Annotated in this window: 14 protein-coding genes; 9 read left to right on the top strand and 5 right to left on the bottom strand. The window is 70.1% G+C overall.

What is annotated here, in order from left to right:
• Positions 1–51 precede the first annotated feature (51 nt).
• Both AC07UH_RS02960 and AC07UH_RS02955 read left to right on the top strand, forming a co-directional pair.
• A complete protein-coding gene (locus AC07UH_RS02960) occupies positions 52–1,284 on the top strand; it encodes an NAD(P)/FAD-dependent oxidoreductase (RefSeq protein WP_495179387.1) in 1,233 nt (410 codons plus the stop codon).
• Entirely contained in the window at positions 1,281–2,477 is a 1,197-nt protein-coding gene (locus tag AC07UH_RS02955; RefSeq protein WP_038663732.1) for a M24 family metallopeptidase, read from the top strand. The genes AC07UH_RS02960 and AC07UH_RS02955 overlap by 4 nt, the downstream gene beginning before the upstream one ends.
• Before the next feature lie 153 nt (positions 2,478–2,630).
• Here AC07UH_RS02955 and AC07UH_RS02950 read toward each other — a convergent pair whose 3' ends face one another.
• From AC07UH_RS02950 to AC07UH_RS02940, 3 genes are read right to left on the bottom strand one after another with little or no spacing between them, the layout of a single operon-like run.
• The gene (locus AC07UH_RS02950; protein ID WP_495179388.1) at positions 2,631–4,382 is read right to left on the bottom strand and encodes a DUF885 domain-containing protein; all 1,752 of its coding nucleotides are present in this window, start codon (positions 4,380–4,382) and stop codon (positions 2,631–2,633) included.
• On the bottom strand, positions 4,379–5,404 hold the full coding sequence (locus AC07UH_RS02945; protein ID WP_495179389.1) for an Ldh family oxidoreductase: 1,026 nt from the start codon (positions 5,402–5,404) through the stop codon (positions 4,379–4,381). Before AC07UH_RS02945 ends, AC07UH_RS02950 begins: the two co-directional genes overlap by 4 nt.
• Positions 5,401–7,758 (bottom strand): beta-L-arabinofuranosidase domain-containing protein, encoded by a 2,358-nt coding sequence (locus AC07UH_RS02940; protein WP_495179390.1) that lies wholly within the window; start codon positions 7,756–7,758, stop codon positions 5,401–5,403. Before AC07UH_RS02940 ends, AC07UH_RS02945 begins: the two co-directional genes overlap by 4 nt.
• A 148-nt stretch (positions 7,759–7,906) precedes the next feature.
• Here AC07UH_RS02940 and AC07UH_RS02935 point away from each other — a divergent pair, with 148 nt between their 5' ends.
• Entirely contained in the window at positions 7,907–10,600 is a 2,694-nt protein-coding gene (locus AC07UH_RS02935; RefSeq protein ID WP_495179391.1) for a DUF5695 domain-containing protein, read from the top strand.
• A 9-nt stretch (positions 10,601–10,609) separates the two neighbouring features.
• On the opposite strand, the gene AC07UH_RS02930 is transcribed toward AC07UH_RS02935, so the two are convergent.
• Positions 10,610–11,605, bottom strand: a complete 996-nt coding sequence (locus AC07UH_RS02930; RefSeq protein ID WP_495179392.1) for a cupin-like domain-containing protein — start codon at positions 11,603–11,605, stop codon at positions 10,610–10,612.
• Positions 11,602–12,288 (bottom strand): SapC family protein, encoded by a 687-nt coding sequence (locus AC07UH_RS02925; protein ID WP_495179393.1) that lies wholly within the window; start codon positions 12,286–12,288, stop codon positions 11,602–11,604. Before AC07UH_RS02925 ends, AC07UH_RS02930 begins: the two co-directional genes overlap by 4 nt.
• Before the next feature lie 235 nt (positions 12,289–12,523).
• Between AC07UH_RS02925 and AC07UH_RS02920 the strand changes: the two genes are divergently transcribed.
• The 6 genes from AC07UH_RS02920 (at position 12,524) to AC07UH_RS02895 (ending at position 24,571) form a co-directional block, all read left to right on the top strand.
• Positions 12,524–15,568: a TonB-dependent receptor gene (locus tag AC07UH_RS02920; RefSeq protein ID WP_495179394.1), complete on the top strand. Its 3,045-nt coding sequence runs from the start codon at positions 12,524–12,526 to the stop codon at positions 15,566–15,568.
• Between the two features lie 64 nt (positions 15,569–15,632).
• A complete protein-coding gene (locus AC07UH_RS02915; RefSeq protein WP_495179395.1) occupies positions 15,633–17,174 on the top strand; it encodes a tryptophan halogenase family protein in 1,542 nt (513 codons plus the stop codon).
• A gap of 17 nt (positions 17,175–17,191) precedes the next feature.
• Positions 17,192–19,135 carry a sialate O-acetylesterase gene (locus AC07UH_RS02910; protein WP_495179396.1) on the top strand — a complete coding sequence of 648 codons (1,944 nt, stop codon included), beginning with the start codon at positions 17,192–17,194 and terminating at the stop codon, positions 19,133–19,135.
• A 31-nt stretch (positions 19,136–19,166) separates the two neighbouring features.
• Positions 19,167–21,833, top strand: a complete 2,667-nt coding sequence (locus tag AC07UH_RS02905) for a glycoside hydrolase family 3 C-terminal domain-containing protein (RefSeq protein ID WP_495179397.1) — start codon at positions 19,167–19,169, stop codon at positions 21,831–21,833.
• On the top strand, positions 21,830–23,722 hold the full coding sequence (locus AC07UH_RS02900) for an NPCBM/NEW2 domain-containing protein (RefSeq protein ID WP_495179398.1): 1,893 nt from the start codon (positions 21,830–21,832) through the stop codon (positions 23,720–23,722). The genes AC07UH_RS02905 and AC07UH_RS02900 overlap by 4 nt, the downstream gene beginning before the upstream one ends.
• A gap of 81 nt (positions 23,723–23,803) precedes the next feature.
• On the top strand, positions 23,804–24,571 hold the full coding sequence (locus AC07UH_RS02895) for a FadR/GntR family transcriptional regulator (RefSeq protein WP_052075657.1): 768 nt from the start codon (positions 23,804–23,806) through the stop codon (positions 24,569–24,571).
• Positions 24,572–24,628 lie beyond the last annotated feature (57 nt).

The raw sequence follows: 24,628 nt of genomic DNA, 5'->3' as shown, positions 1-24,628 counted from the left end.
GTCTGTGGAATATCGTATACCAAGTCATAGAAGCGCGGCAAGGACAAGATGATGCAACGGCAGGTCGCGATTCTCGGCGGGGGTGTGGTGGGGCTGTCGGCGGCGGTGACGCTCGCCCGCGCCGGCCATGCCGTCACCGTGATCGATCGCGATGCCGACCGGCAGGCGCCGTCGTGGAACAACGCTGGCCATATCGCGGTCGAGCAGGTCGCGCCGCTCGCCTCGCCGGCGTCGGTGGCGAGCGCGTGGCGGCGCCGCTTCGCCGCGGGTGGCGCGCTCGATCTGCCGCCGGCGATGGCGCGCGACTGGCTGCGCTTCCTGCCGCGCTATCTCGCCGCGAGCCGGCCGTCGCGCTTCCGTCACGGCAGCGCCGCGCTGGGTGGCCTGCTCGCCACCGCAATGCCCGCATGGCGGCGGCTGGTCGCGGCAATCGACGCGCCTGCCTTGCTCCGCGAGGACGGCCATCTCGTCGTCTGGAACGACCAGCACAGCGCCGCGCGCGGCGCCGCGGCGTGGCACGCGGCCGACACCGGCGTCGCGACGATCGCCGATGCGGGGCCGGACGATCGCGCCCGGATCGCCGCGGTGGCGGCAGTGCCGGTCGCCGGTGCGATCCGTTTTTCCGGCAGCGGCCAGGTCGCCGATCTCGCCGCGCTCGCCGCCGCGCTGGAGGCGGCGCTGATCGCCGCCGGCGGCCGCATCGTCCGCGCCGCCGCGACGCTCACCGTCCGCGACGGCCGCGCCGCAGTCGCGGGCCATGCCGCCGATCTGGTGGTGGTCGCCGCCGGCATCGGCAGCGCGCCGCTGGTCGCCGCCGCCGGCCACGTGGCGCCGCTGATCGCCGAGCGCGGCTATCACATCCGCGCCGCCGCCGACGCCTGGCCCGCCGACTGCCCGCCGCTGGTGTTCGAGGACCGCTCGATGATCGTCACCCGCTATGCCGGTCACGTGCAGGCGTCGGGCTTCGTCGAATTCGGCAATGCCGCCGCACCGCCCGACCCGCGCAAATGGCAGCGGCTGGAGGCGCAGGTGCAGGCGCTCGGACTGGCGATGCGGCCGCCGTTCACGCGCTGGATGGGTGCGCGACCGACCCTGCCCGACTATCTTCCCGCAATCGGCCGTTCGACCCGCGCGCCCAATCTGCTCTACGCCTTCGGCCACCAGCATCTCGGTCTGACGCTCGCGGCGACGACGGGCGAGATCGTCGCCGCGCTCGTTGCGGACCAGCCCGCGCCGATCGACCTCGCCCCCTTTTCCCTGAACCGTTTCGGAGCAACACGATGACCATCGGCGGATCGACCGCAGCGGCGCAACTCGCCATCCTTGCCCCCTGGAGCGACCCGGCGCCGGTGATCGGCGCCGGCGAGCGCAGCGACCGCCTCGCCCGCGCCCGCGCCGCGACCGCGGCGAGCGGCGCCGCCGCCTTGCTCGTCACCGCGGGCGCGTCGCTGCGCTATTTCACCGGCGTCGGCTGGTCGCCGACCGAGCGGCTGGTCGCGCTGCTGCTGCCGGTCGCGGGCGAGCCGATCGTGATCTGCCCGGCGTTCGAGCGCGGCTCTCTGGTCGCCGAGCTGGAGATCGCCGCCGATATCCGCTTGTGGGAGGAGGACGCGGATCCGGTCGCCTTGGTCGTCGACGCGCTGCCCGCCGGCGCGACGCTGGCGCTAGACCCGCTGCTGCCGTTCGCGGTCGCGCGGCGGCTCGGCGCGACGCTGACGGTGACCGACGGCGCCGGCATCATCGACGGGCTGCGCATGATCAAATCGCCCGCCGAGCTCGCGCTGATGGCACAGGCCAAGGCGATGACGCTGGAGGTTCACCGCCGCACCGCGCGCATCCTCGCCCCCGGCATCCGCGCGAGCGAGGTGAAACGCTTCATCGACGACGCGCATCGCGCCTTGGGTGCGCCGGGCTATACGTTCTGCGCGGTGCAGTTCGGGACCGCGACCGCCTTCCCGCACGGCCTGCCCGGCGATCAGGCGCTCGCCGACGACCAGCTCGTGCTGGTCGACACCGGCTGCGCGATCCACGGTTACCAGTCGGACATCACCCGCACCTACGCCTTCGGCCGCGTCGACGACGACATCCGCGCGACCTGGGCGCTGGAGAAGGAGGCGCAGGCCGCCGCCTTCGCCGCGGTGCGGCCCGGCGTGCCCTGCGAGGCGGTCGACGCGGCGGCGCGCGCAGTGCTGGAGCGTGCCGGGCTCGGCCCCGACTATCGCCTGCCCGGCCTGCCGCACCGCACCGGCCACGGCATCGGCCTGTCGATCCACGAGCCCGCCTATCTCGTCCGCGGCGACACGACGCCGCTGGCACCGGGCATGTGCTTTTCCAACGAGCCGATGATCGTCGTTCCCGAGCGCTACGGCATCCGGCTGGAAGACCATTTCCACGTCACCGAGGACGGCGCCGCCTGGTTCACCGAACCGCAACCGTCGATCGACCGCCCGTTCGATCCGGAGAGTCTAACGCCCTGACGGCTCGTAACGGGGGCACGCCCACCAACCGTTCGTGCTGAGCCCGTCGAAGCACGGGAGACCAGAGGCGGCGGCATCGCTTGCGGCACCCGGGGGGGGCGCCCGATCACCGTTGGTGCTGAGCCTGTCGAAGCAACCGGACGCCGGATGCCCTTAGCGCCCCTCCTCTGGATACGGCCCCTTGCCGCCGTCGGCGATGAAGGCGTCGATCCGCCGGTCGAGTTCGGGCATCGGCACCGATCCCAGCACGAGCACGGTGTCGTGGAAGGCGCGGATGTCGAAGCGCGGGCCGAGCGCGGCTTCGGCCCGGCGCCGCGCCGCCAGGATCGCCAGCTCGCCGGTATAATAGCTCAGCGCCTGTCCCGGCCAGGCGATGTAGCGATCGACCTCGGTCTCGATCTCGTGATCGGCGAGCGCGGTGTGGTCGCGCAGATAGCCTTGCGCGCGCTCGCGGCTCCAGCCCATCGCGTGAATACCCGTGTCGACCACCAGCCGCGACGCGCGCCAGGATTGGTAGCTCAGCATGCCGAACAGGTCGTAGGGCGTCTCATACATCCCCATTTCCTCGCCGAGCGCCTCGCAATACAGCGCCCAGCCCTCGCCATAGACCGACAGATAGGTCTCGCGGCGGAAGGCGGGGAGGTCGTGGTTCTCCGCCGCCAGCGGCATCTGGAAGGCGTGGCCCGGCGCGCTCTCGTGCAGCGTCAGCGCCGGCAGCGCATAGAGCGCGCGCGACGGCAGATCGTAGGTGTTGACCAGATACACCCCCGGCCCACCGCGACCGCTGGTATAGAAAGGCGCGAGATCGGCGGGCACCGGCTTGATCGCGAAGCGCGCGCGCGGCAGCCGCCCGAAATAGCGCGCCGCCTTGCCGTCGAAGCTCTTGGCGATCCAGGCGGCACGGTCGAGCAGGTCCTGCGGCGTCTTGGCGTAGAAACGCGGATCGCGTCGCAGCATCGCTAGGAACGCGGGCAGGTCGCCCTTGAACCCGACCGTCGCCATCACCTGCTGCATCCGTGCCTGAATGCGCGCGACCTCGGCGAGGCCGATCGCATGGACCTGCGCCGGCGTCTGGTCGCGCGTCGTATATTCGGCGACCTTCGACTGATAATAAGCACGCCCGTCGGGCAGGTCATAGGCCGCGAGCGAGGTGCGTGCCCCGGGAATATAGTCGTCGCGCAGGAAGGCGAGCAGCCGGCGATACGCGGGCACCACCGCGTCGCGCAACGCCGCCAGCGCCTCGGCGCGCAGCTTCGCCTGCGTCGCGGCGGGCATGGTCGCCGGCATCGTACGGAACGGCGCATAGAAAGGCGCGCTTTCCCCGGCCCCTGCCTCCACCACCTGCGCGACGCCGATGTCGCGACCGGTGAGCGTCACCTTCGGCGGGGTGAAGCCGCGTGCCAGCCCGGCCCGCATATTGGCGATATTCTGGTCGAAATAGCGCGGAACGGCGCGCAGCAGCGTCAGATAGCGGCCATAATCCTCGGCGCGCGAGAAGGGCTCGCGCGCCTGATCGGCGAGATCGCTCCAGAAGCTCGAATCCGAGGTCAGCGGCATCTCGTAATCGCGGAACCGCTGTTCGGCGAGCAAGGCGCGGATCTGCGCGGCATAGACGCCGTAATCGACCCGCGCCGCCGACGACAGCGCGGCGGGACGGATCGCGGCGAGCGCCGTCGCGGTCTGCGTCCAGCGCGCGAGTTTCGCTGCCTGCGCCGCCGGACCGACGTCGGGCAGGCTGCGCGCGCTGTTCTTGTCGTCGTCCTCGCTCGGCGGCATCTGCTGCTTCCGCCAGGCGTATTCGGCGGTGTAGAGCGCCCGCAACCGCGCGTCCGCACCGCCGGTCTGGGGCGCCGCCGCGACCGGGGTCGCGAGCAGCGCGAGCGCGGCGATCACCGCGCCGCTCATGCCGCCGCTCCGATCGCCATGATCTCGGCGTGCAGCGCCGCCGGCACCACCACCCCGTCCGACAGGCTGTGCGCGCGCGCCGCATAGCGCCGTGCCGAGGGCAGCCGCGCGCCCTGCGCCTCGATCGCCGCGAACATCGCCTCGGCACGCGCGAGATGCGCGGCGGTCGCCTCGCCCAGGAAGCCGGCAGGGTCGATCGCGACGATCAGCTCGCCGCCGACCGGCGATCCACCGCGGCCGTCGTCGAGCGCCAGCGATTCGCGGCTGGTGAGGTCGCCGATCAGCGGCCCGGCGAGCAGCTCGACCATCGCGGCGAGCGCCGACCCCTTGTGGCCGCCAAAGGTGCGCATCGCCCCGTCGAGCACTGCCTTGGCGTCGGTGGTCGGCGCGCCTGCAGCATCATAGCCCCATTCCTCCGGCACCGGCAGGCCGGCGCGGCGATGCAGCTCGATCTCGCCGCGCGCCACCGCGCTGGTCGCGAAGTCGAAGACGAACGGATCGCCCGCCGGCCGCGGCCAGCCGAAGGCGATCGGGTTGGTGCCGAACACCGGCCGCGTGCCGCCCGCCGGCGCGACCCAGGCATGCGACGGCGTGCAGGCGAGCGCGACCAGCCCCTCGCGCGCCAGCGCCTCCACCTCCGGCCACAAAGCGGCGAAATGGACGACATGGTTGAGCGCCAGCGCGGCGATGCCGTGTTCGCGCGCCGCCGCGACCAGCACCGGCAGACCGCGCGCGAAGGCGAGCTGCGCGAAGCCGCCGCCACCGTCGACGCGGACCAGCGCCTTGCCCGGCCGGCTGACCACCGGCACCGCATCGGGCACCACCACGCCCGCCTTGACGCTCGCCGCGGCGACGAGCAGCCGGTAGATGCCGTGGCTGGCGCAGCCGTCGCGCTCGCCGGCGACCATCGTTTCCGCCACCGCCTCGGCATGATCCTCGGCGAGGCCCACCGCGCGCAGCTTGGCGCGGGCGAGCGCACGCAGCGCGGCGAGCGTCATCGGGACGCCGGCGTGATCGGTCATACGGTCTCTCCCGGTTTGGCGGTATAGATGCGCAGGCCGAACACCGGCCCGGCGGTGCTGCCGTCATGCGGCACGACACGGACGCGCACCGTGCGCTTGCCGCGGGTCAGCGCCTCGGGCAGCGGATAGGCGACGTCGACGAAGCGCCCCGGGGCATCGTTGCCGAGATGCTGCGTCGCGATCCGGACGTTGTCGATCAGCAGGTCGAAGTCGCGCGGCCGCTCGCCGCCCCAATAGCTCGCCTGCAACAGCAGCGGCCCCGGCCTGACTGCCATCGTGCATTCGAACCAGCCGCCCGATCGCGCATCGCGGCCGGTGCGCCCGCGATAGGTCACGGGATAGGAGGTGGCGCTGGTCAGGCCATGATCGCGCTCGGGCTGCATCTCGCCGAGGTGCATGACGTCGACCGAGCGCGCCGCCACGTCGCGCAGGCGTGCCTGTTCGGCGGTGTAGGCCGCCTCCTCGCGCGTCCATTCGGCTGCGTCGAAGCGCCGGAAATAGACGGCGCTACGCCGGCGATACTGGCAATAGAAGGGCACGAAGTCGCGATCCCCGGGCCGCAGCACGCCGTGCGTCGCGTAACGCGCGGCGGCGGGATCGCCGGCCGTGAAGCCGGCGAGCAGGTCGCCGCCGACCAAGGCCGGATCGGCCTGCTCCCATGGCGTTTCCGCCGCGCCGAGATCGGCGGCGAGCACCAGCGGTCCGCGCAGCACCGCGACGGTGCGCGCGTCGCCCGGTGCCGGCTCCAGCCGCAGCGCGAGCGGCAGCGTGATCGCGATCCGGTCGCCCGCGCGCCATGCCCGCGTCACCGTCGCATAGCCGCGCGCCAGCACCGGCGTCACCGGCGTGCCGTTGACCGTGACCTGTGCCGTCCCGCTTGCCCAGCCCGGTACGCGCAGCGCGACCGGGAAACTGCCACGGCGCAGCCGGGTGAAGGTCAGCGTCGCCTCAGGCTCGAACGGATAACGCGTGTCGAGCGTCACCTGCGCGCCGCGCGTCGCCCAGTCGGCATCGGCGGGGGTGTAGAGATTGACGTAGAAGGTCCCATCCGCGCCTTCCCAGAAGATCGAATCGCCATGTTTGGCATGGCTCTCTATCCCCGAACCGACGCAGCACCAGAAGGCGTCGTCGGCGGTGGTCGAGAAGTCGCGCGTCGCGCCGCTCATCAGCGGCGTCATATAGGTGAAGCCGCCGGTCGCCGGGTCCTGCTGCGCCATCACGTGGTTGAGTTGCGCGCGCTCGTAATAGTCGAACAGCGCGCCGTCCGGCTGCCACGCCCACAGCTGCCGGGTGAGCTTCAGCATATTGTAGGTGTTGCAATGCTCGCAGGTCTGTTCGGTAATATGCTCGGCGATCGTGTCGGGCGCGGTGAAATATTCGCGGTCGGCATTGCCGCCGATGACATAGCTGTGATGCCCGACCACCGCCTCCCAGAAGGTACGCGCGGCGCGGGCCGCGGCGGGATCGCCGCCGCTCACCTCGTGCAGCCGGGCGAGGCCGATCAGCTTGGGCACCTGCGTATTGGCGTGGAGATTGGCGAGCCGATCCTCGCCGCGCGCGAGCGGATCGAGCACCTTGTCGTCATGGATCAGCCGCGCCATCCGCAGCCACTCCGTCGCGCCGGTCCGCGCATAGAGTTCGGCATAGCTTTCGTTGAGACCGCCATATTCGCAACCGAGCACCGTCTGCACCTGCGCCGGGGTCAGTGCGGCGAAGACGCGCGCGATATACCCCGCCAGCCCCTCCGCCACCGCCAGAGCCTGCGCATTGCCCCACGCCCGATGCACGTCGAGCAGCCCGGCGAGCCATTTGTGGACGGTATAGAGCGGCGACCACGAGCCGTTGAGATCGAACCCGCCCGACGTGATCTCGCCCCGCGCGATCTCCGGGAAGATCGCCTCGCCGTCGACGATCGCGCCCTCCTTGGTCTTGCGCCCGAGCGCGCCGACATAGCCGGTGCCGCGCTTCGCCTGCGCCGCGGCGATCTCGTCGACGATATAGTCCGCGCGCCGGCGCAACTCCGTATCGCCGCTCTGCTGCCAGGCGAGCACCAAAGCGCTGAGATAATGGCCGAGCGTATGGCCGGCGATCGTGTCGCTCTCCCATCCGCCGTAGATCGCGGCCTTCGGCGGCAGTCCGGCATAGAGCCGGACGTTGTGCAGCAGCCGGTCGGGCTCGAGCCGCAGCAGATAGCGCCGGTTGACCGCCACCGCCGTCGCCTGGTCCGACGGCCGTAGCCGCACCGCGGTCAGCGGCAGCGGCCGCGCCGGCCCCGCACCGCCGGTCGCCGCCGCCGCGCGCCCGGCAAGCGTCACCGCCGCCGCCCCCACCATCACCTCCCGCCGCGATACCATCGCTCATCCCCCGTTATCCGCGGTATACGATCATGCCATTGCAACGCCTGTCAATCGCTTCGGCGGATATTGTATACGGATATATTCCTGCGTATCGATCGTGCTCCCGTTGCCGGGATGCCGGCGGCGACCGATTGCAAAGGCCCGCATGACGCTCCCCCGCCTGCCCGCGCTCGCCGCGCTTCTCCTCGTCGGCGCGGCGCCGGCGATGCCGGTCACGCCGTTCGCGGTGGGCGCGCTGCGCGGGACGTTGCGCGCCGATACGCAGACGCTGGCCCGCCTGTCGCCGGCGGGGGAGCCGGGGTTCAGCTTCGTGCCGACCGCGCGCGAGGTGGAGCGGGCGGGGGACGGCTACAATCACGTCGGCGACATCGACATCCGCCTGCGCAGCGGCAACGGGCCGTGGCGCGACTTCGGCTCGGCGCACCGCCGCCGGCCGATCCGGCCCTTGCCGGCGGCGCGCGGCACGATCGCCGCGGCGGACATCACCGCGACCATGGGCGATGGCATCCCGCTCGCCGTCGAGCGGCGCTGGGTCGCGGCGGGCGGCGCGCTCGGGCTGCGCTTCCGCCTGACCAACCGTTCGAACGCGCCGGTCGAGATCGGCGGCCTCGGCCTGCCGATGGCGTTCGACAACATCATTACCGGCCGCGATCTCGACCAGGCGCACGCGCAGGCGAGCTTCGCCGATCCCTATATCGGCCGCGACGCCGGCTATCTTCAGGTGACGCGGCTCAGCGGCAAGGGACCGGCGCTGCTCGTCCTGCCCGGCCGCGATACGCCGTTCGAGGCCTATGCGCCGCTCGCCGATGCCACGGATGCGCCCGCCGGCAGCGTCTTCACCGAGAAGACGCCGCGCAAGCAGACGTTCGAGGGCTTCTACGACTGGCTGGTCCATTCGCGCGGCTTCGCCGAACGCGAATGGCGCGGCGCCGGCGAACAGTGGAACGTGCCCACCAGCCGCACCATCGCGCCCGGCGCCAGTATCGAGATCGGCCTGCGGCTCGTCACCGCGCCGTCGATCCGCGCGATCGAGCCAACGCTGATCGCACAGCGGCGCCCGGTCGCGATCGGCATTCCCGGCTATGTCGTGCCGACCGATCAGCCCGCGACGCTGTTCGTCCGCGCCCCCGCCGCGATCGCCGCGATCGACAGCAGCCCGGCGGGCGCGCTGTCGGTGCGGCGCGACGGCACGGTCCACGGCTGGACGCGGCTGGCGGTGACCAGCCACGGCTTCGGCCCGGCGCGGCTGACGCTGCGTTATGCCGACGGCCAGCGGCAGACGGTGAGCTATTACGTCACCCTCCCGCTCGATGCGACGATGGCGGTGCTCGGCCGGTTCGCCACGACGCGGCAATGGTATGAGGGCAAGGACGATCCGTTCGGCCGGACGCCGGCGATCCTCACCTACGACCATGAGGCGCAGCGCATCGTCGACGTCGAGCCGCGCGTGTGGATCGCCGGGATGAGCGACGAGGGCGGCGCGGGGAGCTGGGTCGCGGCGATGATGAAGCAGCTCGACAATCCCGCGCCCGGCGAGGTCGCCAAGCTGGAACGGCTGGTCGACGAAACCGTGGTCGGCCGGCTGCAGGTCGCCGACGGGCCGCATGCCGGCGGCGTGCGCAAGAGCCTGTTCTATTACGATCCGGCGCGATTCCCGACGCTCTACCGCGACCCCGCGCAATGGAAGAGCTGGACCGCGTGGAGCGCCAGACAGGCCGGCGACCTCGGCCGCTCGTACAATTATCCGCATGTCGCGATCGGCCATTGGGTGCTCTACCGGCTGGCGCGCAACCATGACGGGCTGGTGACGCGCCACGATTGGCGCTGGTATCTCGGCTGGGCGCAGCGGACGATCGTCGCGATGATGCGCGACGCGCCGCATTACACGCAATTCGGCCAGATGGAGGGCAACGTCTTCCTCGACATCCTCGCCGATCTGCGCCGCGAGGGGATGACCGCCGAGGCGGACACGATCGAGGCGCTGATGCGCCGCCGCGCCGATCATTGGGCGGGGCTGCGCTATCCCTTCGGCAGCGAGATGGCGTGGGATTCGACCGGCCAGCCCGAAGTCTACGATTGGCTGCGCCACTTCGGTCACGACCGCCAGGCGGTGCAGACGCGCGAGGTGATCCTGGGCTATGATCCCGCGGTGCCGAGCTGGGGCTATAACGGCAATGCGCGCCGCTATTGGGACTTCCTGTACGGCGGCAAATATCCGCGCATCGAACGCCAGATCCATCATTACGGATCGACCAACAACGCCTTGCCGCTGTTCGATTCGTTCCGTCGCGACCCCGCCGACCTGCACCTGTTGCGCGTCGCCTACGGCGGGCTGATGGGCGGGATCACCAATATCGACAGCGACGGCTTCGCCTCTGCCGCCTTTCACGCCTGGCCCGACCGGATGCGCTGGGATCCGTATAGCGGCGATTACGGCATGGGCTATTTCGCGCACGCCTATGCGGTCTCGACCTATCTGGTGGACGATCCGACCTTCGGCTGGCTCGGCTTCGGCGGCGCGGTGACGCGTGAGCGCGGCGACGTGACGATCCGGCCGCGCGACGGCGCGCGCACGCGCTTGTTCGTCGCGCCCGCCGGCCAGTGGATCACGCTCGAAGCAGGACGGATCGCCGCGGCCCGCTACACACCTTCGAACGGCACGATCGTCCTGACGCTCGACCCCGCCGACGCGCACACGCCACGGGCGCGGCTGTTCGTCACCCGTACGACGCCGCGCGGCCGCGACTATGCACCGGCGACCGGCACCGCGGAGCGCGGCGGCGTCACGCTGCCGCTCGGCACCGGCCCGACCGAGGTGACGCTCCGCCCCATCGGCTGACGGCGCGGCTCAGCCGCCGCGCAGCAGCCGCATCACCAGCGCGCGGATGCGACCGCGGCTTTCGGGCTGGCCGTCGAGGATGCCGTGCCTGGCCGGCGGCAGGAAGGCGAGCGGATGGCCTTCGGGGCGGAAGACATAATGCTCGAACCACGCCCGCCAGGCGGCACGCTCCGCCGCCGGCCGCTCGGCGATCGCGATCAGCGCCAGCATCATCGCGGTATAAGGCTGGTCGGGACCGTCGGCGAAGCCGTCCCACCAGAAATTGACCAGCACGTTGACCTCGCCGATCGCCTCGACTTGATGCCACCAGAGTTTGGGCACGTAGAGCGCGTCGCCCGGTTCCAGCTCCACCACCAGCGCGCGGTCGCGGATGCGATCGAAGCGCGGAAACCTTGCGTCGCCCGGCGCGCTGCCGACCGCCAGCCCGACCGGTTGTCCCGCCATCGTATGGTCGATCGGCCCGACATAGAGGTCGGCGATCGCCTCGGGCGGGAACAGGGTGAATAGCCGCCGCCCCGCCGCGACGCAGGCGACATTGTCCATCGTGTCGTAATGGCAGGCGACGGTCGAGGCATGGCCGATCCAGATCCGCGGCCGCGCCGTCGCCGGCACGAACGGCAACCGCACCACCGTCTCGATACCAGGGAAGCAATTTTCGGAGGTCAGCGAGCCCATGTAGAGGCTCGGGCTGTCCGGCTGGCCCGCGGTGTCGAGGACGCGCGCCAGCGCCTCGCGGAACGGCAGAGTGGTGCGCGTGAAGTTGAACCCGGCAAGCGCCTCGTCGTAATGATAGCGCGCGCCGATCGCCGGCGGCCCCACGAACATCTCCGCCGTGCGCCCGGCGTCGAAGGCGAGCAGCGCCTCGACCACGGTGTCGCGTCCGCCCGCCAGCATCGGCCAGTGCCGCGCCGCGCCGCGCGCGACGACGGGTCTGCCGGCGACCATCACGTCGCGGCGGAACGCCTCGGGATCGGCCAATGACGCCGGCGGCGCGGCGTCGATCATAGCGCCGCCGTCGCGAGCCGGTCGTTATGGATGCGGCCGAGCGTGCGCAGATGCCGCACCGAACCGGTCTGCGCATAAGCGAGTTGCAGGTCGCCGCTGCGGAACAGCGCCAGCGCCGCCGCATCGGGCAGCGCGTGCAGCGCGTCGAGGCTGATCGTATAGAGGCCATCGAGCCGCAGCTGGCGACCGTCGTCGAACTGCATCGACACGTCGATCGGCTCGATCAGGCGGTGGTCGAGGAAGCGGCGGATGATCGCATCGGTGGCGGCGATGCCCTGGTCGAGCACGTGCAGCGCCTGCTGCACGCGCTTGAGCGCGGGCGCGGCCTCGCCGGTCGGCTCGAACAGCGGCTGCCCCTCGCCGGTCGCGAAGACCGCATGCTCGCGATCGATCACCACCTGCCCCTCGGCGATGAAGAAGCCCTGCCGTTCCAGATCGGCGGGCCGGTAATCGGGCAATCGGCCGTCGACCGTCATCAGGTTGCGCCCCGGCTCCAGCCCCATGACGACACCGGCATAGAAAGCCCCCGTTTCGGGATGTTTGGTGAACAGGATCGGATAATGGAGCATCGCCGGGAGGAATTCGTCGGCGACGATCTGCGCGAAATGGCGGGTGCCGTCGGCACTGCGCGACAGGCGCAGCGCGGCATGATCCGCGCCGTTTAACATCTGCCAGTCCGGCATCCACCCCTCCGTTTCGTTGCGATTGTTAGCGCTAGAGATCGCACAGCGGACGGGCGATGCAAAGCGTCCGCATCACTCTTACAAATGCTTGCAAAAGCATGTCGATGCGATATTGTGAGCGCTACCGTTCATGTCGTGACGGCGTGCTTTGCACCCGAATCGGCAGAGAAACCGAGCAGTCGCTCGCACCCCCGCAAGAAGGGGTAGCGCGACGTAAAAAGAGGGGATGTCAAAAATGCCTACGACCATGCGTGCGCGTACCGGAGCTCGCAGTTTCCGCCGAATCCATGTTCTCGCCTGCGCGACCAGCCTGGCGACCTTCGCCTGGGCCGCGCCGGCGCTCGCCCAGGATCAGGGCAACCTGCAGAATAGCACGACCAGCCAGCCCGCCGCGCCGCAGCCCGCCGTGCCGGCGACTGCCAACACGACCAGCGCTGCCGAAGCCGGCCAGCCGCAGGATGCGGCGACTGCGCAGGACGTGTCGCAGGGCAACAGCGCGCAGGGCACGGGTGACGACATCGTCGTCGTCGGTCTGCGCGGTTCGCTCCAGCGCAACCTCGACCTCAAGCGCACCTCGTCGGGCGTCGTCGACGTGATCTCCGCCGAGGATATCGGCAAATTCCCGGATTCGAACGTCGCCGCCTCGCTCCAGCGCCTGCCCGGCGTGTCGATCCAGCGTTCCGGCTCGCGCGGCGAGCCGACCGGCATCACCGTCCGCGGCTTCGGCGGCGATTTCAACACCACGCTGTACGACGGCCGCCGCATCTCGACCGCGACCGGCGGCCGCCAGATCGACTTCAGCACCGTCGGCGTCGACTTCATCGGCCAGCTCAGCGTCCTCAAGACGCCGGACGTGTCGCTGGCGTCGAGCTCGATCGGCGCGACCGTCAACATCGCCTTCCCCAATCCGTTCGACCACCCCGGCTTCCGCGTCGCCGCGACCGGCTCGGGCTCGATTCAGGACCGGTCGGGCAAGATCGTGCCGACCGGCGGCCTGCTGGTCAGCAGCACCAACGCCGACGAGACCTTCGGCGTGCTCGCCGACGTGATCTACACCAAGCGTGATACCGATACCAATCGCGTCTATGTGTCGGGTTGGCCGGGCGGCAATTTCGCCCCCTGCCAGCTCGCGGGCAGCACCGGCACCTGCACGCCGACCAGCAACACCGCTTCGGCCGCTTATGCCAATCCGGCCAACCGCCAGAACCTGCCGGGCTGGTTCCCGCAGCAATATGGCGCCGAGCAGCAGCGCGTCGAGGACGAGCGCGTCGATGCGCGCATCGCGCTGCAATATCATCCGTCCGACGACCTGATGCTGACGATCGACAACAATTTCTCGCGTCAGACGATCACCCAGGAGAATTACGCGTTCGGCGTCTGGTTCAACCAGGGCGACCTGCGCAACGTCACGCTCGACAAGAACGGCACCGCGACCGATTTCACCCAGACCGGCACGCCGACCGACTTCACCTCGGCGCTCAACAAGCAGATCCTGCAGACCAACCAGACCGGCCTCAACGTCAAATATGACGCGACGAGCAACCTGACGCTGGAAGGCGACGTCGCTTATGCGAAGAGCTGGCTCAACCCGGGCGACGTGATCGGCAGCCGTAACGGCGACATTGGCTACGGCAATGCGCTCAGCAACAACCTGCGCTTCACCGTCGGCGGCAACAGCAAGGACGCCTTCCCGACGATCAGCAACTACGGGCCGGCGGGCAATGCGGCGGGCTGGGCCGATACGTCGCTGATCGGCAGCCACGTCACCGTCAACCAGACGCAGCACAATACCGACGAGCTGGTCCAGTTCCGGGGCAACGCCACCTGGAAGCAGGACGATCTGACGATCAAGGCCGGTGGCCAATTCTATCAGGACACGTTCGACTTCCGCAACCAGAGCACGTTCACCAACAACTTCTGGCAGGCCTATGCCGGCTATGGTGGGCCGTCGCGCGGCACCTCGGGCATCTCGCCGCTGCCGGCCAGCCTGTACCAGGGCTCGGTCAGCCTCAACAACTTCATCCCGGGCTTCAAGGGCAGCCTGCCGCCGTCGGTGTTCGTGTTCAGCCCGGTCGCCTATCAGAACTATCTGACCAGCCTCGGCAATCCGTCGGCGCAGAACGTCCCCGGCTTCAACTACGGCAACGTCACCGGCTTCACCGGCACGTTCGACGAGGCGGTCGATCCGGGCAGCGTGCTCAAGGTGCGCGAGCGGACGTGGTCGCTGTACTTCAGCGTCAACTTCAAGACCGAGATCGGCAGCCTGCCGTTCACGTTCAACGCCGGCGTGCGCAACGAAGTCACCAACCTCGTCGCCACCGGCCAGGGCCGCCTGCCGACGTCGCTGGTCACCAGCACCGCCGATCCGACGCTGCTCAGCATCCCGACCTACACCCCGGTGCAGGGCGTCACCAACACCAGCTCCTATTCCTACCTGCTGCCGAGCCTCGATGCGAAGCTGGAGCTGACCAACAATCTGATCCTGCGCGTCGATGCGTCGCGCACGCTGACCCGTCCGTCGCTCAGCCTGCTCAACCCGGTGCTCAACGTCGGCAACGGCCAACGGATCGGCGCCCTGTCGGCGAGCGGCGGCAACCCGAACCTGAAGCCCTATCTGGCCGACAATTTCGACCTCGGCATGGAATGGTACTACCGCCGCAACTCCTATCTGGCGGTCAACTTCTTCCTCAAGAACGTCAGCAACTTCATCGTCGGCGGCGTGACGCGTCAGGGGATCAACGGGCTGGTCGATCCGACCACGGGCACCGCGGCGAGCTTCGCCGTGTCGCAGCAGGTCAACGGCCCCGACGCCACCGTGCGCGGCGTCGAGCTGGCGCTGCAGCAGGTGTTCGGCGACACCGGCTTCGGCTTCCAGGCCAACGCCACCTTCGTCAACACCAACCGGCCGTATGACGACAAGAACATCACCCAGACCGGCTTCGCGGTCACCGGCCTTGCCAATTCCGCGAATTTCGTCGGTTTCTACGACAAGAACGGTTTCCAGTTCCGTACCGCGCTCAACTGGCGCGACAAGTATCTGCTTCAGTTCGGCCAGAACCAGAACACCGGCTCGTTCGGATCGGAGCCGACCTTCGTCAACCAGAGCTTCCAGATCGATCTGACGACGAGCTACGACATCACCAAGAACTTCAGCGTCTTCGGTGAGGCACTCAACGTCAACAACAACCAGCAGAGCACGCACGGCCGCTATTCCAACCAGCTGCTCGACGTGTTCGATTACGGTCGCCGCTACACGGTCGGCGCCCGCTACCGCTTCTGATCCTCTCCCCCTGGCGGAGCGCGACCCCGGTTGCGCTCCGCCATTTTTGCGAACACGCAAAGCCATGCACCAGATCAGGAACATCGTCATCGTCGGCGGCGGCACCGCAGGGTGGCTGACCGCGGGGGTGATCGCCGCACGCCATCAGGGCCAGCGCCCGCACGGCTTCACCGTCACGCTAGTCGAATCGCCCAACGTGCCGATCATCGGCGTCGGCGAAGGCACCTGGCCGACTTTGCGCAGCACGCTCAAGCGCATGGGCGTCTCCGAAACCGAATTCTTTCGCCAGTGCGACGCCTCGTTCAAACAGGGCGCACGCTTCAACCGCTGGACGACCGGCGCGGTCGACGACGGCTATTACCACCCGCTGATGCTGCCGCAGCAATTCGGCAGCGTGAACCTCGCGCCGCACTGGCTGGCGGGCGACGGCGACGGCAGCTTCTGCGACACGGTCACGCCGCAGGGCCGCATCTGCGACGAGGGGCTCGCTCCCAAGACGATGGCGACGCCCGAATATGAGGGGCAGGCGAATTACGCCTATCACCTCGACGCCGGCAAATTCTCGCACTTCCTGCAGCGCCACTGCTGCGAGACGCTCGGCGTCCGCCACGTCCGCGCCGACGTCACCGACGTGCGCAAGGACGAGGGCGGCGACATCGTCGGCCTCGATACCGAACAGGGCATCGCGGTCGAGGGCGACCTGTTCGTCGACTGTACCGGTTTCGCCGCATTGCTGATCGGCAAGGCGATGGGTGTGCCGTTCCGCAGCTGCGCCGACAGCTTGTTCTGCGACACCGCGCTGGCGATCCAGGTGCCCTATGCGCAGCCCGACGATCCAATCGCCAGCCACACCCTCTCGACCGCGCAATCGGCGGGCTGGATCTGGGACATCGGCCTGCCGACGCGGCGCGGCGTCGGCCATGTCTTCTCGAGCAGCCATATCGATGTCGACGCCGCCGAACGCGAGCTGCGCGCCTATATCGGCCCGGCCGGCGACGCGCTGCCGGTACGCAAGCTCTCGATCCGCGCCGGCCATCGGACGCGCTTCTGGGAGCGCAATTGCGTCGCGGTCGGGCTGGCGGCGGGCTTCCTCGAACCGCTCGAAGCCTCGGCGATCGTGCTGATCGAACTGTCGGCGAAGATGATCGCCGAGCAATTGCCACCCTGCCGCGAGGTGATGGACGTCGTCGCGCGCCGCTTCAACGACACGACCCAGTATCGCTGGGGCCGGATCATCGATTTCCTCAAGCTGCATTATGCGCTGACGCAGCGGACCGACACCGACTTCTGGCGCGACAACGTCCGGCCCGAGACGATCCCCGATCGCCTGCGCGGGCTGATGGAGCTGTGGCAGCATCAATCGCCCTGGCTGCACGACGAATTCGACCGCGCCGAGGAGGTCTTCCCCTCCGCCAGCTACCAATATGTCCTCTACGGCATGGGTGCGCGCAGCGCCGTGTTGCCGGGCACGATCGAGGCGGACGCCGAACTCGCGCGCCGCGCCCGGCGCGAGAATGCGGTACAGACGCAGCGGATGGTCGCCAGCCTGCCACGCCATCGCGACCTGATCGAACGGATCGTCCGCCACGGTCTGCAACCCATTTGACCCGGAAAGCCCAGCCCATGCGGACGATCGCTCTCGCCTCCTGCGCCCTCGTCGCGCTCGCCTGCGCCAGCCCGGCGGTGGCCGCACCACGGCTCGACGGCGTCCTGTCCGATCATGCGGTGATCCAGCGCGACCAGCCGATCGACCTCGCCGGCGATGCCGCGGCGGGCGAGACGGTGATGATCACGCTCGCCGGCCACACCGTCACTGCAAAGGCGGGGCGCGACGGCCGGTTCGCGGCGCGCCTGCCGGCGCTACCCGCCGGCGGCCCCTACGATTTGACCATCGCCGCGGCGAGCGGCGCGGCGGTGCTCCGCGACATCCTCGTCGGCGACGTCTATCTCTGCTCGGGCCAGAGCAACATGGAGCTGGCGGTCACCGACGCGCAGAAGCTGATCCCCGACGCGCACCCGCCGCTCGACGACCAGTTGCGGCTGCTGACGATTGCCAAGGTCGCCGCCCCCGCGCCGCTCGCCCGCTTCGATCAGGCGCCACGCTGGGTCGCCGCCGACGGCACCACCGCGCAGAGCTTCTCGGCGGCCTGCTTCTATATGGTGCAGGCGCTGCGCCGCACCGCCAAGGTGCCGATCGGCGCGGTACATTCGAGCTGGGGCGGCTCGCGGATCAGCGCGTGGATGAGCGCGCCGGCGCTGCGCGCGTCCGACATGGGCGACGCCGCCGACCTGCTCGCGCTCTACGCCCGCGACCCCGCCGCCGCCAACCGCCGCGCCTCGACGATCTGGGAGGATTGGTGGCGTGCCGGTGCCGGAGACGCGCGCGGCAAGGAGCCGTGGCAGGCCGATGCCGCGCTCGACTGGAAGCCAGTGCCGGCGATGACCGCGTTCGAGACGTGGGGCGTGCCCGAACTCGCCGATTACAACGGCATGATCTGGTATCAGCGCACGATCGAGGTGACGGCGGAGCAGGCGCGCGGTCCCGCGACGCTGGTGCTCGGCATGGTCGACGACGCCGATCGTACTTGGGTCAACGGCGTCGGCGTCGGCGGCAGCAGCCTCGCCTCGCAATCGCGCGTCTATGCGCTGCCCGCCGGCACGCTGAAGGCGGGGCGCAACGTCATCACGGTCAATGACGACGACGTCTATGCCTATGGCGGCATGCTCGGACCGGCGGAGACGATGCGCATCACCTTCGCCGACGGCAGCAGCCAGCCGCTCGGCAGCGACTGGCGCTATGCCGTCGCCAAGCGGCTCGCCGGTGCCGCGCCGCGCGTGCCGTGGGACGACATCAACGGCGCCGGCACGCTCTACAATGCGATGATCGCGCCGCTCGGCACGATGCGGCTCGCCGGCATCGCCTGGTATCAGGGCGAATCCGATACCGGCATCCCCGGTTACGACCGCCGCCTCGCCGCGCTGATCGCCGACTGGCGCAGCCGTTTCGCCAGCCCGCAGGCGGCGTTCGGCGTCGTCCAGCTCTCCTCCTACGGCACGCCGGCAACCGCACCGTCGGACAGCGGCTGGGGCCTCGTCCGCGATGCACAGCGCCGCGTCGCCGCCGCCGATCCGCGCGCGGGGATCGCGGTGGCGATGGACATCGGCGACGTGCTCGACATCCATCCCGGCGAGAAGCACGAGGTCGGCCAGCGGCTCGCGCGCGTGATGCGCGCCACAGTCTATGGCGAGCGCATCGCGCCCTCCGGCCCGGCCATCGCCGGTGCGAGCGGCGCGGCGGGTGGCGGCGTGACGTTGCGCTTCGACGGCGTCACCGGCGCGCTCCACGCGCGCGGCTCGGATCGCGCGATTGGCTTCGAACTGTGCGACGCGGCGCCCGGCACCTGCCGCTACGCCAGCGGCAGCGTCGCCGGCACCATTGTCACGTTGCCGGGTGACGGCAAACCGGTGACGCGGGTCCGCTACGCCTGGGCGGACTCGCCCGCGATCAACCTCGCCGACGACGCGCAGCTGCCGGTCGGCACGTTCGAAGTGCCGGTGGCACGATAAGCGACACGCAACGCCGCAAGGGGAGATGACGATGGCGATCACGATGCGGGCCGCAGGCCTGGCCACGGCGGGCCTCGCGCTCGCGCTCACCCCGGTGCTCGCGCGCGAACCCGCCGCACCGCAGCGGCAGACGGAGACCGATCCGGCCCTCCGCATGGCGTCGACACTCGTCGCGCGGATGACGATCGAGGAGAAACTGCCGCAATTGCTCAACGTCGCACCGGCGATCCCGCGGCTGAACGTCCCGGCCTACAATTGGTGGACGGAATCGCTGCACGGCGCGCTCGGCGCACGCAACACCACCAACTTCCCCGAGCCGATCGGCCTTGCCGCCACCTTCGATGCCCCGCTCGTCCATGACGTCGCCGGTGCGATCGGCACCGAAGTGCGCGCGCTGCACACGCTCGCCCGCCAGACCGGGCGCGTCGGCCATATCGGCACCGGCCTCGACACCTGGTCGCCCAACATCAACATTTTCCGCGATCCGCGCTGGGGCCGCGGGCAGGAGACCTACGGCGAGGACCCGTTCCTCACCGCGACGATGGGCGTCGCCTTCGTCCGTGGCATGCAGGGGCCGAACCCCGACCGGCCGCAGGTGATCGCCACGCCGAAGCATTTCGCCGTCCACAGCGGCCCCGAAGGCACCCGCCACGAAGCGAACGTGTTCGTCTCGGCGCACGATCTGGAGGACACCTATCTCCCTGCCTTCCGTGCCGCGATCGTCGAGGGGCGCGCGGGATCGGTGATGTGCGCCTACAATCGCATCGACGGGCAGCCCGCCTGTGCCAGCGACCTGCTGCTCAGGGAGCATCTGCGCGGCGCCTGGGGCTTCACCGGCTATGTCGTTTCCGACTGCGACGCGGTGAAGGACATCGCCGACAATCACAAATACGCCCCAGACGGTGCCACCGCAGTCGCCGCAGCGATGCGCGCCGGCGTCGACAGCGAGTGCAACAATGCGACCCTCGGCGACACCGCCGGCCTCGAGGACCGCTATCGCGAGGCGCTGCGCCGCAACCTGATCACCGAAGGCGACATCGACCGCACGCTCGTCCGCCTGTTCGCCGCGCGCTATCGCAACGGCGACCTGCCCGGCCTCGCCGGTGCGCCCGCCGCGGTGCCGGTCAGCGCGATCGCCGCCCCGGCACATCGCGCGCTGGCGCTCGCTGCGGCGGAACGCTCGATGGTGCTGCTCAAGAACGATGGCGCGCTGCCGTTGCGCGCCGGAACGAAGGTCGCGGTGATCGGCCCGCTCGGGGATGCGACGCGTGTGCTGCGCGGCAATTACTCCTCGGGCCTGTCGGGGCCGCCGGTCTCAGTGCTCGACGGCCTGCGCGCCACGCTGGGGGCGAGCCAGGTGACGCTGGTGCCGTTCGGCGAATCGATGACCGACGGCGACCGTATCCCGACCGCCGTGTTGCAGACGCCCGACGGCAAGCCCGGCCTGCTCGCGCGCTATTACAACCCGGCGACGCCGCTGCCTGCCTTCTATGCGCCCGGCACGCGCGAAAAGACCGTCGCCGCAGTCACATACCAGACCGAGCCGGTGGCGACGCGGAACGAACCTGATGTCGGCGACCGCAACCTCGATCTCGCCCGCGTCGCCGACGTGCACCGCACGGTCTGGACCGGCTTTCTCGTCCCCGCCGAGACCGGCAGCTATCGCGTCGGCCTGTCGGGTGCGGGCGGCACGCTGGAACTGGACGGGCGCATCGTCTCCGACCGGCGCAAGGCGCGCTGGAACGACCTTGCCGGCATGACCACGGTCAAGCTCGTCGCCGGCCGCCGCTATGCGATCAAGGCCGAGGGCAGCGGCATCGACCTCGTCTGGAAGCGCGTCTCCGATGCCCCCGCCGCCGCGCTCAAGCGCGCCGCCGCCGATGCCGACGTGCTGGTCGCGGTCGTCGGCCTCACCTCCGACCTCGAGGCGGAGGAGACCGGCGTCACCGTCCCCGGCTTCGCCGGCGGCGACAAGACGACGCTCGACCTCCCCGCCGACCAGCTGGCGATGCTCGATCAGGCGCGCGCCACCGGCAAGCCGATCGTCCTCGTCGCGATGAACGGCAGCCCGATCAACCTCGCCTGGGCCAAGGCCAATGCCGCCGCGGTGCTCGAAGCCTGGTATCCCGGCGAGACCGGTGGCCTCGCCGCCGCCAACATCCTCACCGGCCGCACCAATCCGTCGGGCCGCCTGCCGCTGACCTTCTATCGCAGCATCGCCGACCTGCCGCCGTTCGGCGATTATGCGATGACGGGGCGCACCTATCGCTATTTCACCGGCACGCCGGTCTATCCGTTCGGCCACGGCCTCAGTTATACCCGTTTCGCCTACGGCCCGCTCACCGTCACGCCGGCGCGCGGCGGGGCAGAGGCGGGGCTGCGCGTCACCACGCGGCTGACCAATACGGGGGACCGGCCGGGCGAGGACGTGGCGCAGCTTTATCTGACCTTCCCGGACCGTCCCGGCATGCCGCGCGTCGCGCTGCGCGGCTTCCAGCGCGTCGCGCTGCGCCCCGGCGAGGCGCGCACCGTCACCTTCGACCTGTCGCCGCGCGACCTCAGTTCGGTCGCGCCCGACGGCACGCGGTCGGTCGCCGCGGGCCGCTATCGCGTCACCGTCGGCGGCGGCCAGCCCGGCACCGCCCCCGGCAGCACCGCCACCTTCACCGCGCGCCAGTCACAGGAGTTGCCCAAATGATCGCCCGCCCGACCATCCTCGCCGGCCTGTCGCTGCTCGCGCTCGCCACCGGCGCCCAGGCGGCCGACCGCGATCCGCTCGCCGCGACCGGCCGGTGGAGCGCCAATGCGGCCGGCCATGCGCCGACCCCGCCGATGGGCTGGAATTCGTGGAACGCGTTCAACAGCGACGTCGACGAGGAAAAGGTGCTCGCCTCGGCGCAGGCGCTGCGCGACACCGGGCTCGCCGAGCTCGGCTATCGCTACGTCAACATCGACGACGGCTGGTGGCTGAAGCGGCGCCAGCCCGACGGGCGGATGCTGATCCGCACCGATCATTTCCCCTCCGCCGCGACCGGCGCCGATCCCAGCTTCCGCCCGTTCACCGACAAATTGCACGCGATGGGGTTCAAGGCGGGCATCTATTCCGACATCGGCCGCAACAGCTGCGGCCAGATCTACACGCCCGACTTCAAGAACCAGCCCGAGGGGACGGTCGCCGAGCGCGAGGTCGGTCTGTACGGCCATGTCGACCAGGACATGAAGCTCTATTTCCGCGACTGGAATTTCGACTTCATCAAGGTCGACGCCTGCGGCATCCGCGGTCTGCCCGCCGACGCGCCGCGCGTGCGTTCGGGCCTGTACCGGGCGCTGCCGCCGCTGGTCGACATGCAGTCGCTCGGCGGCTCGGACGTCGCCGGGGTGCGCCGTCTCTACGAACAGGTCGGCACCGCGATCCGCAGCTATGCCGGCGACCGGGACTATGTCTTCTCGCTCTGCCTGTGGGGCGCGGGCGACGTGCGCGCCTGGGGCAAGGACGTCGGCAACAGCTCGCGCACCAGCGACGACATCCAGCCGGTGTGGTCGCGCATGCTCACCAACTTCGACACGGTCACGCACCGTCCGCTCTACGCGCATCCCGGATCGTGGAACGACCCCGACATGCTGTACGTCGGCACCGGCGATTTCGACAATGCCCACACCGTCGAGGCGCGGTCGCACTTCGCCTTGTGGGCGATGGTCAACGCCCCGCTGTTCATCGGCTACGACCTGCGCAAGCTCACCCCCGAACAGCTCGCGATCTTCGGCAACGCCGATCTCGTCGCTCTCAATCAGGACCCGGCGGGCAACCAAGCGGTGCTCGCCTATGATTCCGACGAGGTGCAGATCTTCGCCAAGACGCTCGCCGACGGCAGCAAGGGCGTCGCGATCTTCAACCGGTCCGCGCTGCCTGCCAAGGCGGTGCTGACCGCCGACCATCTCAAGCTGCTGCCGACCGCCGACGTGCGGCTGCGCGACCTGTGGAGCAAGCAGGACAGTCGCTTCCGCGGCGAGCTGGCGCTGACCCTTGCGCCGCACGAGACGCGCGTGTTCCGCGCCAGCGGCACGCGCCGGCTGGCGAACGGCCTCTACCTCTCCGAACAGACCGGCCGGGTGAACCCCGCCGCCGACGGTGTGGTGACGCCGCAGCCCGATCCCACCATCCACCATTCGATCACGCCGTGGACCGGCACGCGCGGCCCCGGCGATCACCCGCAATATGGCGGCTGGGGCGGCGCCGAGGCGGATCGCGCGCCATATGGCAAGCTGATGCGCGTCGCCGGCAAGGACTTCGACACCGGCATCGGCGTGCTCGGCAATTCCCGCCTCGAAGTGCGCAACCAGGGGTTCAAGCGCTTCGCCGCGCAGGTCGGCGTCAACGATTCCGGCGAGCGTCAGGCCGGCACGATCACCTTTGAAGTGTGGGGGGATGGCCGGCTGCTCGCCAAGTCGCCGCCGATGGCGTTCGGCACGCCGCCGGCGCCGTTGCAGGCGAACGTCGGCGGCGTCGCGATCGTCGAGCTCGTCGCGCGGGCCGGCGACGGACGGGTGCAGCCGGCAGCCTGGGGCGATGCTGCATTGACCCGGTGATGCCGGCCGACCCCGACCCCGGCCGCCCCCGACCAAGGTCGCTTATTGACTTATCCCTTTGATCCGGGCCTTGTCTGAACAGTGGCGACCAACGACGACAGCAGCATCACCGCCTTGCCGGCCCCGGCATCGAGCACCCGCAAGCCGGGGCGACGACTGCGCGGCGCGGTCGCCAACAAGCTCGGCATCGCCATCCTGTCGGGAGAATATCGCCCCGGTGACGTGCTGACCGGCGAGGTCGCCGCCGCCGAGGCGCTCGACGTCTCGCGCGGCGCCTATCGCGAGGCGGTGCAGGTGCTCACCGCCAAGGGACTGGTCGAGAGCCGGCCGAAAACCGGCACGCACGTGCTGCCGCGCGAACGCTGGAACCTGCTCGACCCCGACGTGCTCGCCTGGGCCTTCGCCGGCGAGCCCGACCCGCGGCTGATCCGCAGCCTGTTCGAGCTGCGGCTGGTGATCGAGCCCGCCGCCGCCGCACTCGCCGCGGAGCGCCGCACCCGTGCCGATCTGACGCGGATGGGCGAGGCGCTGAAGGGCATGCGCCGCCACACGCTCGCCACCGCGGAGGGCCGCGCCGCCGACCGCGATTTCCACGACGCGCTGCTGCATGCCACGGGCAACGACGCGATGGTGGTGCTCGGCGCGTCGATCGGCGCCGCGGTCGCCTGGACGACACAGTTCAAGCAGCGCACCCGCGCACTGCCGCGCGATCCGATCCCCGACCACGCCCGCGTCTACGACGCGATCGCCGCGCGCGACGCCGCCGCCGCTACCGCCGCGATGCAGGTGCTCGTCGACCTCGCGCTTAGCGACACGCGCAGCGCGATGCCCGCCGAAACGCCGGTCTGAACGCGCCTCACGCGTCTGATACGCCCGGTCTATCCGCCCCGTCGGTGCTGAGCCTGT

It is taken from the genome of Sphingomonas sp. GW821-FHT04B01, assembly GCF_059420425.1.
This window is presented reverse-complemented; position numbering and strand designations above follow the sequence as displayed.